This is a genomic window from Salipiger thiooxidans, from assembly GCF_900102075.1.
Lineage (GTDB): Bacteria > Pseudomonadota > Alphaproteobacteria > Rhodobacterales > Rhodobacteraceae > Salipiger > Salipiger thiooxidans.
Genome location: NZ_FNAV01000019.1, coordinates 1 through 13,560 on the forward strand (window position 1 = coordinate 1; position 13,560 = coordinate 13,560).

General features: G+C 62.8%; 12 protein-coding genes and 3 pseudogenes. 12 read left to right on the forward strand and 3 right to left on the reverse strand.

What is annotated here, in order from left to right; genetic code table 11:
• A pseudogene (locus BLQ77_RS22915) lies at positions 1-351 on the forward strand (hypothetical protein); the annotation flags it as partial.
• 19 nt (positions 352-370) lie between these two features.
• On the opposite strand, the pseudogene BLQ77_RS29975 reads toward BLQ77_RS22915, so the two are convergent.
• A pseudogene (locus BLQ77_RS29975) lies at positions 371-448 on the reverse strand (IS6 family transposase); the annotation flags it as partial.
• A gap of 212 nt (positions 449-660) precedes the next feature.
• A complete protein-coding gene (locus BLQ77_RS22920; protein WP_206894423.1) occupies positions 661-1,308 on the reverse strand; it encodes a TetR/AcrR family transcriptional regulator in 648 nt (215 codons plus the stop codon).
• Between the two features lie 156 nt (positions 1,309-1,464).
• Here BLQ77_RS22920 and BLQ77_RS22925 point away from each other — a divergent pair, with 156 nt between their 5' ends.
• The 11 genes and pseudogenes from BLQ77_RS22925 to BLQ77_RS22975 all read left to right on the forward strand — a co-directional run bounded on the left by BLQ77_RS22925 (position 1,465) and on the right by BLQ77_RS22975 (position 12,722).
• On the forward strand, positions 1,465-2,325 hold the full coding sequence (locus BLQ77_RS22925) for an FAD binding domain-containing protein (RefSeq protein WP_072704201.1): 861 nt from the start codon (positions 1,465-1,467) through the stop codon (positions 2,323-2,325).
• The gene (locus BLQ77_RS22930) at positions 2,322-2,822 is read left to right on the forward strand and encodes a (2Fe-2S)-binding protein (protein ID WP_072704168.1); all 501 of its coding nucleotides are present in this window, start codon (positions 2,322-2,324) and stop codon (positions 2,820-2,822) included. Before BLQ77_RS22925 ends, BLQ77_RS22930 begins: the two co-directional genes overlap by 4 nt.
• Positions 2,819-5,182 carry a xanthine dehydrogenase family protein molybdopterin-binding subunit gene (locus BLQ77_RS22935; protein WP_089963103.1) on the forward strand — a complete coding sequence of 788 codons (2,364 nt, stop codon included), beginning with the start codon at positions 2,819-2,821 and terminating at the stop codon, positions 5,180-5,182. Before BLQ77_RS22930 ends, BLQ77_RS22935 begins: the two co-directional genes overlap by 4 nt.
• Positions 5,179-5,640, forward strand: a complete 462-nt coding sequence (locus tag BLQ77_RS22940; protein ID WP_089963105.1) for an SRPBCC family protein — start codon at positions 5,179-5,181, stop codon at positions 5,638-5,640. Before BLQ77_RS22935 ends, BLQ77_RS22940 begins: the two co-directional genes overlap by 4 nt.
• A gap of 80 nt (positions 5,641-5,720) precedes the next feature.
• Positions 5,721-6,794, forward strand: coding sequence for a C4-dicarboxylate TRAP transporter substrate-binding protein (locus BLQ77_RS22945; RefSeq protein ID WP_072704150.1), 1,074 nt, complete (start codon positions 5,721-5,723; stop codon positions 6,792-6,794).
• A gap of 40 nt (positions 6,795-6,834) precedes the next feature.
• Positions 6,835-7,380, forward strand: coding sequence for a TRAP transporter small permease subunit (locus BLQ77_RS22950; RefSeq protein ID WP_165617183.1), 546 nt, complete (start codon positions 6,835-6,837; stop codon positions 7,378-7,380).
• A gap of 1 nt (position 7,381) precedes the next feature.
• Positions 7,382-8,704, forward strand: coding sequence for a TRAP transporter large permease (locus BLQ77_RS22955; RefSeq protein ID WP_072704144.1), 1,323 nt, complete (start codon positions 7,382-7,384; stop codon positions 8,702-8,704).
• Positions 8,705-8,803: 99 nt separating this feature from the next.
• A pseudogene (locus BLQ77_RS22960) lies at positions 8,804-9,349 on the forward strand (IS110 family RNA-guided transposase); the annotation flags it as partial.
• A gap of 142 nt (positions 9,350-9,491) precedes the next feature.
• Entirely contained in the window at positions 9,492-11,126 is a 1,635-nt protein-coding gene (locus BLQ77_RS22965) for a TnsB C-terminal domain-containing protein (protein ID WP_110476937.1), read from the forward strand.
• 1 nt (position 11,127) lies between these two features.
• Positions 11,128-12,009, forward strand: a complete 882-nt coding sequence (locus BLQ77_RS22970) for a TniB family NTP-binding protein (RefSeq protein ID WP_038147410.1) — start codon at positions 11,128-11,130, stop codon at positions 12,007-12,009.
• On the forward strand, positions 11,946-12,722 hold the full coding sequence (locus BLQ77_RS22975) for a TniQ family protein (protein ID WP_242661826.1): 777 nt from the start codon (positions 11,946-11,948) through the stop codon (positions 12,720-12,722). The genes BLQ77_RS22970 and BLQ77_RS22975 overlap by 64 nt, the downstream gene beginning before the upstream one ends.
• Here the strand turns inward: BLQ77_RS22975 and BLQ77_RS22980 are convergent.
• Positions 12,653-13,410 (reverse strand): IS5 family transposase gene (locus BLQ77_RS22980; protein ID WP_089963108.1). Its coding sequence is split into 2 segments (ribosomal slippage): positions 12,653-13,089 and positions 13,089-13,410, totalling 759 coding nucleotides; the frame shifts between segments, so codons are not numbered across the junction. The two genes, BLQ77_RS22975 and BLQ77_RS22980, sit on opposite strands and share 70 nt — an antisense overlap.
• Between the last annotated feature and the right edge of the window lie 150 nt (positions 13,411-13,560).

Genomic DNA, 13,560 nt, shown 5'->3' on the forward strand with positions numbered 1-13,560 from the left:
GCTATGGGCGGGGCAGGGGGGCTACGGGCCTCGGGCTTGCCACCTGAACGTTTGGCCCGCTGGTTGGATGGGATGAACAGCGCGATTCTAGCGACGATGCGAACACTTGACGAAATTGAAGCGTGGACCGGTCGGGCAGAAAACGTCATGGCGCATTTGTCTGGCCGCACGCCAGTCGCCTTAAGAAAAATATTCGCGGAATGGCCCCTGCTCTCCGCCCCAATGGCTGAGATAGTGACCGGCGCCAGTCGCGCCGCCGTTCAGCGCAATCTGGCATGGATGGAGGCCAAAGATTTAATCCGCGAAGTGACAGGGCAGGGGCGCTTTAGGATGTGGCGGATCGAGATCTAGTTGCATTTTAAGGCCCAGCGCTCTCGATCAGATTGTACCGCCATTTTCGGTTTATGTGCCGAATGCTGTCGAAATGTGGATTATACCGATGATTAACGCGTTAGATGGTCATCGGCGGTATCCTCTATTCGCTCGGAACGCCATTTCTGCTGTGGAGGAACATGCGCTTTTCATGACACGATCTGGCACGGTCTTGTCGTCGCGGCGACAAGCGTGACCTGACGCAGCTGACCTTTGCCGGGGCGTAGGGGTGCCGACGCCGCATGCACACTCTACCGCTAATCACCCAACGGGTAGCGGATGGCCGACCTAACGCTTTGACCTGCCATCAAGCGCCCCGTCGAAGAAATTCGACACCGTGGCGCGCACTGCCTCCTCCACGTCGATTTCAATCGGCATGTTGTAGACGAATTTTCGAATCGCGATGTAAAACACCGCGCCGTGCAGCCCCCAAAACAGTTCGAGTTCGTCCGAACCGGGTGGCGCGCTCGGGTTCACTTCGCCCCGCTCCCGGCGCAGTTCCATCGCCGCCGGCTCGATAATCTTGTTGCGCACGATGTCAAGATAGCGCTCGGTCAGCCCGTACGACTTTAGTCCTGATGACACAAAGATTCGGACCCAGTCATAGTCGAACACCCGTTCTGCATATTCGACATAGAACTGCGTCAGCCGTTCCCGCAGCGTCCGGTTCCGCTCAAGCACCAGGCTTTCCCACTCAGGGTTCCAACGCTTGAGGTAGACATGGTCGTAAACACGCTCGATCAGCGCGTCCTTGCTTTCGAAATGCCTGTATATAACGGCGTGGGACACGCCCATGCGCTTGGCCAGCTCTCGGGTCTGGCCCTCGAAGCCCGATTCGGCAAAAAAGCGCACCGCCTCGGTCACGATCAGCTTTTCACGCTCTTCGGCGCGCATGTTCTTGCGGCGCGGTGCCTTGGTCCCGGTGTCTGAGGTCATGCCCGTCTCATGTCATTTTCCAACACGAGGATAGCGGCAAACAAAAAAGTTACCAAGTGGTCATTTTATCTTGACCGACTCCCGGCGCGATGATTTAGATAAGTTACCAAACGGTCACTTTTGCAGCTGGAGGAGCTGCGGACCGAAGGGGGGAAAGTGAAATTACCATCGTTCGAATACCTGCGTGCGCGCAGCATGGAAGAAGCGTGGGCGCTGCATTCCGAGGCCGGAGGCGACGCCGTCTACCTGTCCGGCGGGCACAGCGTCGTGCCCTCTATGGCGCTGCGGTTGCAAGCGCCGTCGCGGCTGATCGACATCTCGCAGATCGCCGAGCTGCGCGGGGTTTCGCTTGCTGATGGCACGCTGCGCATCGGTGCGATGACCCGCCACGCCGAGGTGCTGGCAGACCCGCTGATCGCGCGCCATGCCCCCTTGCTCTCGCAGGCTGCGCCGCATGTAGCGCACCCCGCGATCCGCAATCGCGGCACCATCGGCGGCAACCTCGCGCTGGCCGATCCGGCATCGGAATTCCCGGCCGCCGTGCTGGCGCTGCGCGCTGAAATCGAGGCGACGGGCCCCGAAGGCCGCCGCCTTATCGCAGCCGACGACTTCTTTCTCGACCTATACGAGACTGCCCTCGCCCCCGGCGAATTGCTGACCGCGATCCACGTGCCGCTGCCTCCCGAGAGCCGCCTTTTCGGCTTTGACGAGATTGCCCGGCGCCGGGGCGATTACGCCATGGTCGGCGTTGCGGCGCAGGCGGATGTTGCGGGTGGCGTGATCGCCGATGCGTCGGTCACACTCTTTTCGGTGGGCTTTACCCCCGTGAGGGCCAAGGCGGCAGAGCAGGCGCTGGACGGCGCGCCCCTGTCGCCCGAAAGCATCGCCCGCGCGCAGGCGGCGCTTGCGCAGAATCTCGACCCGCCCGAGGATCCCGGCTTTCCGCCAGAGCGGAGGCTGCAACTTGCGCGCGTTCTTCTGGGCCGGGTGCTGAGCCGAATGGAGCCGGTGAAATGAAACATCTGCTGACCACGACCGTGAACGGTGAACAGGTGCAGGAGGCGGTCTCGCCCCGCACCAGCCTTGCGGATTTCCTGCGCGAGGACATGGGCCTGACAGGCACGCATCTGGGCTGCGAGATGGGCGCCTGCGGCGCATGCCTCGTGCTGATGGACGGCGCGCCCGTCCACGCCTGCCTGGTGCTCGCGGTGCAGGCCGAGGGCTGCACTGTCGAGACCATCGAAGGGCTGACCGAAACCGGCGCCGCCGCCGATCTGCAGGCGCGGTTCCACGACCGCAACGCGCTGCAATGCGGCTATTGCACCAACGGCATGCTGATGAGCGCACAGGCTCTGCTGGCGGCCAACCCCGATCCCAGCCGTGACGAGATCCGCGACGCGCTGTCCGGCAACTACTGCCGCTGCACCGGCTATGAGGCTATCGTCGATGCCATCGCGGCCACCGCCAGTGACCGCGCCGCCCTGCCCGAGACAAAGGCGGAGGCAGCGGAATGACGATGCATATCGGCCAGGCGGCACGGCGCGAGAATGCCCGCCGTCACCTTGCCGGGCGCGGCCGTTTTGTCAGCGACCTTGCCCTGCCCCGCATGCTGCACGCGGTCTTTGTCCGCAGCCCCATGGCGCGCGGCCGGATTTTCGAGATCGACACCTCGGAGGCCAGCGCCTGCCCCGGCGTCGTGCGGATCTTTACCGCCGCCGAACTGAACGCCCGCTGCACGCCCTGGATCGGCACGCTTGGCCATTTCGCGGGCATGCAGAGCCCGCCGATGAACATCCTTGCCGAGGACGAAGTGCTGTGGACCGGCCACCCGGTCGCGATGGTGCTGGCCCGCAGCCGCGCCGAGGCGGAAGACGCCGCCGAGCTCGTGATGCTCGACATCGAGGACGCCGAGCCTGTCACCGACGGGGCCGCCGCCCTGCGCCCCGGCGCACCGCTGGCCAACCCCGCCGCACGAGACAACCTGTGTTACGAGGCCGTGCTCGAAACCGCTGACGTGGACGCGGCCTTTGCCGGTGCCGCGCATGTGGTCGAGGCCAGCATGACCTTTGGCCGGCACACGGCCGTGACGCTTGAACCGCGCGCGGTGATTGCTGATTTCGATGCGTCGAGCGGGGCGCTCACCGTGCATCATGGCACCCAGACACCCTACCAGTTCCAGGACGTCTATTCCCGCCACTTCGGCCTGCCCGAGGGCAAGGTGCGCGTCATCGCCCCTGATGTGGGCGGTTCCTTCGGCATGAAGCTGCATGTCTACAACGAGGAAATGGGCGCCGTCGCGGCCAGCCTGATCCTCGGGCGCCCGGTGCGCTACGTCGCCGACCGGCTGGAAAGCTTCCTGTCGGACATTCACGCCCGCGACCACATCGTGCAGGGCCGCATGGCGCTGGATGCCGAGGGCACGATCCTTGCGATGGAGGTCAATGATCTGACCCAGGTCGGCGCGATCTCGGCCTATCCGCGCACCAGCGCCGCCGAGGGCAACCAGGTGATCCGCCTCATGGGTGCGCCCTACCGCATGTCCGACTACCGCGGGCGGCTTTCGGTCGCGTTTCAGAACAAGGTCCAGACAAGCCAGTATCGCGCCGTGGGCCACCCCATCGCCTGCGCCGTGACCGAGGCGCTGGTCGAACGCGCGGCCGAGGCCACGGGGCTTGATCCGTTCGAGATTCGCGCCCGCAACCTGATCGCCGACGATGCCTATCCGCATGTCTCGGCCACCGGTTACCAGTTCGAAAAGCTGTCGCATCAGGCTTGCCTTGCCAAGCTGCACGAGATGATGGAGCCCGACGCGCTGCGCGCCGAGCACGCCAGCCTGCGCAAGCAGGGCATCTATCGCGGCTTCGGCATTGCGTCCTTTGTCGAGATCACCAACCCCGGCGCGGCTTTTTACGGCGTTGGCGGTGCCAGGATCTCGGCGCAGGACGGGGCGGTTGTGAGGATGATGCCCTCGGGCGACATTCACTGTGCCATTTCGGTCACCGAACAGGGACAGGGCACCGAGACGATCATCGCGCAGGTTGTGGCCGATCAGCTGGGCGTCACGCCCGAGCGCGTGAGCGTGACAACCGGCGACACCGCGACCACGCCCAGCGGCGGCGCCACCTGGGCCTGCCGGGGTGCAGGCATCGGCGGCGAGACCGCGCTGCGCGCCGGGCGCAGGCTGCGCGACCGGATCCTGACGCTGGCGGGAGCGCTGGTGCAGGCCGACCCGGCGAGCCTGCGGCTCGAGAACGGCGCGGTGGTCGATGCCACCGGGGCGGCCCGGATCACGCTGGAGGAGATCGGCCGCATCGCCACCTACCGGCCCGACACCCTGCCTGACGGGATCGACCATTCGCTGACCGTGGCGCATCACTTTGCGCCCACCGGCTATCCGTTCGATTTCACCAATGGCATCCAGGGATCGCTGGTCGAAGTCGATGTCGAAACGGGCCTCGTGCGGATCCTCAAACACTGGGTGGTCGAGGATTGCGGCCGCATTATCAACCCGCTTCTGGTCGACGAACAGATCCGCGGCGGCGTCGTGCAGGGGCTTGGCCCCGCCTTTTTCGAGGAATGCCAATACGATGCGGACGGGCAGCTGACCAACGGCTCGCTTGCCGACTACCTCGTGCCCATGGCCTGCGAGATGCCCGACATCGAGATTGCCCATATCGAGACACCCACCGGCGACACGATCCTTGGCGCCAAGGGCGTGGGCGAGGCAGGCACCGCCGCTGCCGGTGCCGCAGCGATGAACGCGGTGAACGACGCGCTGCGCCCGTTTGGCGCGCGGCTCACCCAGACCCCCATGACTCCGCTGCGCATCCTCGATGCGCTTGACGCGGCCCGAGAGGAAAGGACCGATCCATGAAGCTCGACGGAGAGCAGTTTCTGAACGCCGACCCGCAGACCGTCTGGACGGCGCTTTTCGACCGCGACGTGCTGGCCGGGGCGATCCCCGGCTGCGAAAGCCTCGACCAGCTCAGCGCAACCGAGTTTGCCGCCGTGGTCAAGCTCAAGATCGGCCCCGTATCAGCGCGCTTCAAGGGCGACGTAGAACTGAGCGACATCGTGCCCGGCCAGTCCTGCACGCTTTCGGGCAAGGGCTCGGGCGGGATCGCGGGCTTTGCCAAGGGCGCCGCGCAGGTGACACTGACGCCCGAGGCGGGCGGCACGCGTCTTTGCTACGACGCCGATGTCGCGGTGGGCGGCAAGCTTGCCTCGCTCGGCAACCGTCTGATCGGCGCCACGGCGCAGAAACTGACCGATGCCTTTTTCGCCAACCTGTCCGATGCGCTGACCCCGCCCGAAGAGGCCCGGTCGGCCTGACCCGCTGGCGCGCAGCGGATGCGGCTCCGCCGCGAAAAAGGCGCGCAGAACAAAGCACCATCCCTGGGAGGAGGATACCAATGACCACCACGCGCAGGGCCTTTCTGGCCACAAGCTCGGCAGCCTTGGCGCTGCCTTTTCTGAACACGCGCAGCATCGCGGCAGAGAACATCTCGGTGCAGATCGGGTCGAGCCACCCGACCAACAACATCTGGGTCTATGCCATGCAGACCGCGCTGCAACCGGCGCTGGACAAGCTGCTGGCGGACGCAGGCGGCGAGTATTCGGTGACCTGGAACGAGAACTACGGCGGCACGCTCTACAAGTTCAAGGACACCCGCGCTGCGGTGCGCGACGGCATCGTCGACGTGGGCATGGTCGGCACGGTCTGGGAAGGCTCGGCCATGCCGCTGCAGAACGTGACCTATTTCACGCCCTTCGCCAACGCCGACCACAACGTCACCATCGACATCTTCGACAAGCTGACCGACGAGCTGCCCGAGCTGCGCGCCGGATGGACCGACCAGAACATGGTGCATCTTTCCTCGCTGGTGACCGACAGCTACGACGTCTATGCCACATTCCCGATCGCTTCGGTCAATGACATTCGCAACCGCCGCCTGAACGCGCCGGGCACCTCGGCCAATTGGCTGGCCGATACCGGCTGCACACCGGTCGACGGCGCGCTGACCACCTATTACACCGATATCCAGACCGGCGTTTCCGAAGGCACCCTGTCCTTTGCCAGCGGCATCCAGCCGACACGCGTCTACGAGGTTGCGCCGCATCTGACACGGGTCGGCTTCGGCTCGATGTATTTCGGCGGGATTGCGGTAAACAAACGCTTCTTCGACAACCTGCCCGAGCCGGTGCAGACGGCGCTAAAAGAAGCCGGGCGGATCACATCGCGCGCGCACGGCGACTACATCACCAAACGCACCACCGAGGCGATGACCGAGATGGAGGCCGCCGGGCTTCAGGTCACCGAGATGGCAACCGCCGAGCGTGAACGCTGGGCCGCCACGCTGCCCGATGTCGCCAGGCCCTGGCTCGATGCCAACGGTGCGGCGGCGGCGGCGGTGGTCAAGGCATATTTCGCCGAACTCGCAGCCCGTGACATCACGCCGGCCCGCGACTGGACCAAGGGTCTCTGACACTATGGCCCTGATCCAGCGCGCATCAGAGGATGCCCCCATGCAACGCGCCAGTTTCCTGTCAACCGGTCTGCCCGCGCTCCGGCGCGGGCTCCAACTGGTTTTGAACGCGATGGCCGCAGTGGGCACGCTGTGGGTCTTTGCCATCATGATGCTGATCGTGGCCGATGTGGTCGGCCGCAATTTCCTAGCCACGCCGATCATTGGCGTGGCCGAGATCTCAGCCCGCTCGGTCGTGGCTATCGTCTTCCTGCTGCTGCCGCCCGCCGCGCTGAACGGGATGCTGATCCGGTCGGATTTCCTGATGCGCGGGCTTCAGCGCCTGTCGCCCGGCGCGGCGCGGCTGCTCGACGGGCTGTTTGCGCTTGCGGGCGCGGTCATCTTTGGCCTGGTGGCGCTGGCCGCCTGGCCTGACACACACGACGCCTGGGTCAGTTCTGAGTTTTTCGGGGTCCGCGGCGTCTGGACCCTGCCGACCTTCCCGTTCCATCTACTGGTGGTGCTGGGGGCCTCGGCCACCAGTCTCGCCTTCACCGTCTCGGCGGCTGAAACCCTTTTGAAACAGCGCGCTGTCGGAGATACCTGAGATGAGCAGCATCACCATCGGACTGATCCTCATCGGCGCACTCGTCGCGCTTGTGCTTCTGGGAATGCGCATCGCCGTGGCGCTGATGGTCGTGGCCTTTGCCGGGGTCTGGATCATTCGCGACAGCTTCGACCTGTCGATGCGGCTGATGTCCATCGCCGCCTATAACGGCGTTGCCAACTACCTGTTCGCAACCATCCCGCTGTTTGTTCTGATGGGGCACCTGGTCAGCATCTCAAGTGTCGGCAAGGACACGTTCGATGTGGCCGAGGCGCTGCTGCGCCGCCTGCTTGGCGGGCTGGGCATCGCAACCGTGGCGGCAAACACCGTCTTTGCCGCCGTAACCGGCGTTTCCATCGCCTCGGCGGCCGTATTCACCAAGGTCGCGGTGCCCGAGATGACGCGCCACGGCTACAAGCCCTCGTTCTCAGCCGGCACCGTCGCGGGCAGTTCGGTGCTGGGCATGCTGATCCCGCCAAGCCTGCTGCTGATCATCTACGGCGTGCTGGCCGAACAATCCATCGGCCGGATGTTCATAGCCGGGCTGGTCCCCGGCGCATTGCTGGCGGCAGGCTTCGTGCTGTGGATTCTACTGCTGGCGAAATTCGCGCCCCGTTTCGTCTTTGCCGCCGCCAATGACGAGGGGGTCGAGCCGGACACGCAGCCCCATCCCGACATGGTGGCGACGGAACTGCTGCTCAAGATCGTGCCCATCGTCGTGCTGGTCACCTTTGTTCTCGGCGGGCTATATTCCGGTTTCTTCACCCCCACCGAGGCTGGCGGCGTCGGTGCTTTTGCCGCGCTCGTCATCGCCCTTTTCCGGCGCAGTCTCGACCTGCGCCGCTCGTGGGCGGTGCTCAGCCAGACCGGCACTATTTCGGTCGGTATTCTCGCGCTGCTGGTGGCCGCCGGGTTCTACAGCCAGATGCTGGCCGTCGCGGGCATTCCCGCCGCCATCGGCGCTTTTGTCACCGACAGCGGTTTCGGCGCGGTGGGGTTCCTCGTCGTTTACGTGCTGCTGGTGCTGCTTCTGGGCATGATCCTGGACAGCAGCTCGATCCTGCTGATCGTTGTGCCCATCGCCGCCCCCATCGCGCAGAGCCTTGGCTACGACCTAGTTCAATTCGGCATCATCACGGTGATAGCGGTCGAGGTCGGGTTGCTTACACCGCCCTTCGGGATCTCGATCTTCACGGTACATTCGACGTTGGGGGACCGGGACGTATCGCTGGAATCGATCTTTGCCGGCGCCCTGCCCTATGTCGGCGTAATGCTGGGCGTTCTGATACTGGTGGCCGCTTTTCCCGGTCTGATCATTGGCTGAACGCGGCCTTAGCTGCAATGGGCCTTGATGCTGTAACCGCCCCCCGGCGGCATCGATGTGCCAAAGTGGGATCGCAACAATCCGTATTGGGAGGCGGTCATGTCGGAGATTATCACGGTTGGACTGGATCTGGCGAAGAATGTGTTTCAGGTCCACGGCGCTGACAGCAAAGGCAATGCTGTCTTACGCAAGAAGCTCAGAAGAGCTCAGGTGATCGAGTTCTTCGAGAAGTTGCCGCCCTGCCTGGTGGCGATGGAGGCTTGTGGCGGCGCGCATTTCTGGGGACGGGAACTGTCCAGGCTCGGTCACGACGTCAGGCTCATCCCGCCCGCCTATGTGAAGCCCTTCATCAAGCGGCAAAAAAATGATGCGGCTGACGCCAAGGCGATCTGCGAGGCCGCGCAGAGACCGAATATGCGCTTCGTGCCCGTGAAGAGTGAGGAAACGCAAGGGGCGAGCAGCGTCTTCCGCGTCCGAGAATTGCTCGTCCGGCAGCGAACTCAGGCCATCAACGCGCTCCGCGGACACCTCACCGAGTACGGCCGGGTCGTGCCTCAGGGGGCGACAAATGCCCGGCGCCTGGTTGCCCTTGTCGCGGACGAGGGCTCGGGACTGCCCGCAACGGCGCGGGCTTCTCTGAGTGTCGCGTAGCCCTTAATTGTGAGATGAGAAATCCAATGAAATCAACGGCAGTCCTTTGCCCTTAAATATGAGATTTTGCCTTTAATTCCGATATTCTTGCTCTTAAACCTGAGACAGGGTTCACAGACATGTGCGGCAAATATCGATGGATGATGATGGCGAAGCCTCAGTTGCAGTTGGTGCTGAAGAGTCGCGCAGGGCCGCCGTGCTACGTGCGCTTGTTCAGGCATATCTTAATGGGGCTGGCAGTCTGGAAAGCGGCATCAATGACGCCGTTTGGGAGCTTGGTGTCAGCAGGGCGACGGTCTGGCGTTGGATAAAGCGGCTGGCGGAAGAGGGTGGGCGCACCAGCGCGCTGGCTCCGCGGAAACGGGGCCGTCCGGCCGGTACAACTTTGATATCCGGCAAAGTTGAATCGGTGATCGAAGAGCATCTTCGCCGATATTTCTTGCGCCGGGAGCGTTCGAGCCTCTCGCGCGTCGTGACTGAGATCCGCAGCGCGTGCTGGCAGCAGGGCTTGCAACCGCCGACACGGCGGACGGTTCAGCGTCGTCTGGATGCGATGGATACCCGCGAAGTTGCGAAGGCACGAGAGGGCGCAAAGGCGGCCCGCCAGAAATTTGCACCGGTCACAGGCGAGAACAAGGCCAGCCAGCCACTTGAGGTCGTGCAAATTGATCACACGTCCGCGGACATCATTCTTGTCGACAGTTTTGAGCGCCAAACAATTGGCCGACCGTGGGTCACGCTGGCAATCGACGTCGCGACCCGGTTGGTAACGGGATATTACACCTCTCTCGAGGCGCCTTCGCGACTGTCAGTGGCACTTTGCCTGACACAGGCGGTAGCCCCCAAGGCGGAACTTCTGGCGGAATTGGCGTGCGATGTTCCTTGGCCGGCACAGGGCAAACCGCACAGCATCCACGTCGATAACGGTCGCGATTTCCGGTCGCGCGCCTTTCGGTCGGCCTGTGCGGATTGGGGGATCGATCTGGTCTATCGACCGCCAGCAAGTCCTCACTTCGGTGGTCACATCGAACGGTTGATCGGCACCATGATGGGGGCCGTTCACCTGTTGCCGGGAACAACGCAATCCTCGATCGCGGCAAAGGGCGACTATGACGCCGAAAGCAAGGCCACGATGACGTTGAGCGAATTCGATCGCTGGTTTGCTCTGGAAATCTGCCGTTACAACAACAGCATTCATTCAAGTCTTGGCTGCACGCCCGTTGCCAAATGGGAGGCGCTCTCAGAGCAAATGACAGGCGACATCCCCTTCGAGATGGAAGCCTTTCAGGTGAGCTTCCTGCCGAGTGAACTGCGCAAGATCAGGCGTGACGGCATCCATCTGTTCCAGATAAGGTACTGGTCCGATGCCCTTGCAGGCCACATTGGGCGCGGGGATGGAAAGGTGGTCGTTCGCTACGATCCTCGCGATATCTCAATGATCTGGGTCGAACTGGACGATGGCCGGTATGTTGAGGCGCGGTACAGAAACCTGGAAATTCCGCCCGTCTCGCTCTGGGAATATCGCGAAGCGATGAGGAAGGCCCGTGCCCTTGGCAAGTCCGGGTCTAATGAGCTGGTGCTGGCTGAGCTGATCCGACAGCAACGCCAGATCGAAGCTGAAAGCCGGGGCCTGACGAAGGCCGAACGCAGAACCCGTGAAAGAAAAGGGACATTGAAGGGCACGAACTCGGCCGTCTCGACAACCGAAGGGCTGCGCCCGATCGATACGGGTGATACATCGCGCCCATTGTTCAAGGTGGAGAGATGGTGAATTGAGGGCAGGGACAACTGAAGAAGACGGCCGGATCGCCCTCATTCAATCGGATATCTGGATCGGCTTTCCTCGGGCGGAACAGGTGTTGGACCGCTTGCAGGGCATGATCGAAGCGCCACGACAAACCCGTATGCCTGGGCTTCTTGTGCATGGCGCCTCCGGGATCGGAAAGACGATGATTGCCCGAAACCTGTCGCGCAAGTACGCACCAGAATACGATCCGGCGTCGGGCATCACCCGCACACCGCTTCTGCTGTTGCAAGCGCCGCCCGCACCTGATGAACGGCGGTTTTACCTGCACATCCTGGCCGCCGTCGGCGCCCCGGCGACGGCTCTTAGCGCCCGCGCTCAAAATGTGGCTTCCCTCGAAGTCCGTGTCATCGCGCTCTTACGCGACCTTGGCCTGCGGATGATCATGATCGACGAGGTCCACAATCTCTTGGCCGGGACCCACCGCGAACAGCGCCGATTTCTCAATGTCCTGCGGTATCTCAGCAATGAACTCGAGGTGTCACTGGTCTGCCTTGGGGTCAGCGAGGCCGTCGATGCTATTCGCGGTGATATCCAGCTTGCCCGACGGCTGGACGAACATCATCTGCCAAACTGGCGCGACGATGCCGAGTTCTCGGACATGATCCAGACCCTTATTGCTGCCATGCCACTGGAAAAGAAGTCCAACCTGAAGGTCAAATCTCTCAAGCAGGTCTTGGCACTGACCGGTGGGGTGACCTCGCGCATCTTCGCTCTGGTCAAGGATCTTTCCATCGACGCCATTATCACAGGCGAGGAATGCATCACCGATGACGCAATCGCAAAATGGACGCCGGTTTGGTCGCGCCATGCGAACCCCCATCGGCGGCTCCAGAAGTCCCGGGTGTGAAGCCGCACCCGCTGCCCAAGACTGTCGCGCCGCTGCCAGACGAGTTGTTGTCAGGTTGGTTGTCTCGGCTGGCGGCGGCCAACTACTGTGATGATGCGGAACTACTGGCTCATCTCAGAATCGATACCGCGCATGGCACCGCCTTGGACTTCAACGTCGACGCGGCTGCGGCGGCGAAGATTGCCAACGCCGCACGGGTTAACCCAGATGTTGTTCGGTCTTTGACCTTTCCGGCAATGACGCCACGAGAAGCCTCGCTGACGGCTCAGATGCCATTCCAGCATTGCATGCAATGCGCCAGAGAGGGTCTTTCGCTCAGGCATTGGAGGCGGGCCTGGGCATTTGACTGCCAAGTTTGCGGGACGAGACTTGTGCAGACCCTTGGCAAACTCCGTGAGGAACAAATATCTGGAAAACTGATATACCGAGCGCGCCGCGGGGCAGAGATGCTTGAGTGCGCCGCGCGCTCGCGCGGCCCCAAGCAACTTCGGCGCGCAATGCGCGCAGTCACCTTTGCCATGTCACTCAAAACCTTCCGCGGGGATCCGTCGTTCGCTGTCCAGAACCCCAGATCGGAAGTTAGGCTGTTCTGCCTCGCCGCAATCGCCGCCGCTCGATCTCATCCCTTGGCTAGGCTCAGGACTCATAGCCAGTACATGACGATTGCCGCGAGAGCGATTGCCGACAAGAAGACCTTCGGGCAGCGGTCGTAGCGGGTTGCCACACGCCGCCAATCCTTGAGCCTGCCGAACATGATCTCGATCCGATTGCGCCGTTTGTATCTGCGCTTGTCGTATTTGACGGTTTTCTTCCGCTGTTTTCGGCCCGGGATACATGCGCGTATCCCTTTGTCTTTCAACGCTTCTCGAAACCAATCGGCGTCATAGCCACGATCTCCAAGCAACCAGTCCACCTTGGGCAAACTGCTCACCAATGCACGGGCACCGATGTAATCGCTGACCTGTCCTGCGGTCACGAACAGGTTCAGCGGGCGTCCCTGGCTGTCGCAGATGGCGTGCAGTTTCGTGTTCATGCCACCCTTGGTGCGTCCGATCAGGCGTCCACGCCCCCCTTTTTCACGCCCATGCTGGTCGCTGTTCGGTGGGCCTTGAGATAGGTCGCGTCGATCATGACGGTCTTCTGTTCGCCGTGCTCAGCGGCAAGTCCCGCCATCATCCGGGCGAAGACGCCCATATCGCTCCACCGCTTCCAGCGATTGTACAGCGTCTTGTGCGGGCCATAAGCTGCAGGCGCATCGCGCCACCGTAAGCCATTGCGATTGATGAAGATAATTCCACTCAGCACACGCCGGTCATCGACGCGGGGTTTGCCGTGGGATTTCGGGAAGAAGGGCTCAAGACGCGCCATCTGCGCATCGCTCAACCAGAAAAGATCAGACATGTTCACCGCTCGTTTTTCGAACCGTGAATCACGACCCTACACGGAAATCAATGGGTCCTGACCCTAAGGCAGCCATCGTCAGCAAAAGCATCGACGACTATGCAAGGGTTGCTCTCTTGCGCGCCTTCGAGAAGGAGCCTCGATTGCTTG

What these genes read in the sequence shown, in the direction of transcription:
- BLQ77_RS22920 (WP_206894423.1), bottom strand. Translation starts at nt 1,308, where the DNA reads ATGACCTCAGACACCGGGACCAAGGCACCGCGCCGCAAGAACATGCGC.
- BLQ77_RS22930 (WP_072704168.1), top strand. Translation starts at nt 2,322, where the DNA reads ATGAAACATCTGCTGACCACGACCGTGAACGGTGAACAGGTGCAGGAG.
- BLQ77_RS22935 (WP_089963103.1), top strand. Translation starts at nt 2,819, where the DNA reads ATGACGATGCATATCGGCCAGGCGGCACGGCGCGAGAATGCCCGCCGT.
- BLQ77_RS22940 (WP_089963105.1), top strand. Translation starts at nt 5,179, where the DNA reads ATGAAGCTCGACGGAGAGCAGTTTCTGAACGCCGACCCGCAGACCGTC.
- BLQ77_RS22945 (WP_072704150.1), top strand. Translation starts at nt 5,721, where the DNA reads ATGACCACCACGCGCAGGGCCTTTCTGGCCACAAGCTCGGCAGCCTTG.
- BLQ77_RS22950 (WP_165617183.1), top strand. Translation starts at nt 6,835, where the DNA reads ATGCAACGCGCCAGTTTCCTGTCAACCGGTCTGCCCGCGCTCCGGCGC.
- BLQ77_RS22955 (WP_072704144.1), top strand. Translation starts at nt 7,382, where the DNA reads ATGAGCAGCATCACCATCGGACTGATCCTCATCGGCGCACTCGTCGCG.
- BLQ77_RS22965 (WP_110476937.1), top strand. Translation starts at nt 9,492, where the DNA reads ATGGATGATGATGGCGAAGCCTCAGTTGCAGTTGGTGCTGAAGAGTCG.
- BLQ77_RS22975 (WP_242661826.1), top strand. Translation starts at nt 11,946, where the DNA reads ATGGACGCCGGTTTGGTCGCGCCATGCGAACCCCCATCGGCGGCTCCA.